Genomic DNA, 1198 nt, shown 5'->3' with positions numbered 1-1198 from the left:
TCCCGCCGCCACCGCGACCGGGTTCCCCGACAGCGTGCCGGCCTGGTAGACGGGACCGGCGGGGGCGAGCGCGGACATCACATCGGCGCGGCCACCGAACGCCGCGGCGGGCAGCCCGCCGGACATGACCTTGCCGAAGGTGGTCAGGTCGCCGGCCACGCCGTCGATCCCCCACCAGCCGCGGTCGCCGGCCCGGAAGCCGGTCATGACCTCGTCCATCACCAGCAGCGCGCCGTTCTCGGAGCACAGGGTGCGCAGTTCCTCGTTGAAGCCGGGCAGCGGCGGGACCGTGCCCATGTTGCCGGCGGCTGCCTCGGTGATCACGCAGGCGATCTCGCTGCCGTGGTTGGCGAAGACCAGGCGGGCCGCCTCGACGTCGTTGTACGGCAACACGATCGTGTCGTGGGCGGTCGCTCCGGTCACGCCGGGCGAGTCCGGCAGGGCGAACGTCGCGAGACCCGAGCCCGCGTCGGCCAGCAGCGCGTCCACGTGGCCGTGGTAGCAGCCGGAGAACTTGACCACCTTGGACCGGCCGGTGAACCCGCGCGCCAGTCGCACCGCGCTCATGGTGGCCTCGGTACCGGAGTTGACCAGGCGCACTTCCTCTACGGAGGTCCGCCCCACGATCTCGCGGGCCAGGTCGACCTCGCCCTCGGTGGGGGTGCCGAAGCTCAGACCGCGGGTGGCGGTCTCCCGGACGGCCTCGACGATCGCGGGGTGGGCGTGGCCGTGGATCATCGGGCCCCAGGAGCTGATCAGGTCGATATAGGTGTTGCCGTCGACGTCCGTCATGCGAGAACCCCGCGCTTCACGCATGAAACGCGGGGTTCCGCCGACGGAGTTGAAGGCGCGGACCGGGGAGTTGACCCCGCCCGGGATCAGCTCACGGGCCTCGGCGAAGAGCTCGGCCGATCGGGTGGTGCCGGACAGGCCGGACGGGGTCGGGAAGGCATCGCTCGCAGACGTCACCCGTCCAGTGTCTCAAAGACTGACCGCGAGTACCCCCTCGCGGTGTCAGCCCTGCGGCGGGGCGGGCTGGCCGTGCGGTGCGAACATCGCCTTGACGGCGGTGTCCACCTGTCCGGCCACGTCCTGCAGCGCCTTCTCGGCCTGCTGGTGCAGCTCCTGCGGGGTGGGCAGCGGCGCCGGTGCCGGGATCACCGGAGCGGGCACGGCGGGCGCTGCGACGGGGGCTGCC

Annotated in this window: 1 protein-coding gene and 1 pseudogene; both read right to left on the bottom strand. The window is 72.4% G+C overall.

Annotated elements, in window-relative coordinates; genetic code table 11:
- The coding region (locus tag G6018_RS13700; protein ID WP_182639905.1) for a glutamate-1-semialdehyde 2,1-aminomutase at window positions 1–930 on the bottom strand (930 nt) is incomplete at its 3' end.
- 84 nt (window positions 931–1014) lie between these two features.
- A pseudogene (locus tag G6018_RS13695) lies at window positions 1015–1198 on the bottom strand (hypothetical protein); the annotation flags it as partial.

Source organism: Dietzia sp. DQ11-44, assembly GCF_014145205.1.
Classification (GTDB): domain Bacteria; phylum Actinomycetota; class Actinomycetes; order Mycobacteriales; family Mycobacteriaceae; genus Dietzia; species Dietzia natronolimnaea.
Note: the sequence above shows the minus strand (reverse complement) of the source record. Positions and strands in the feature narration are given on the sequence as shown.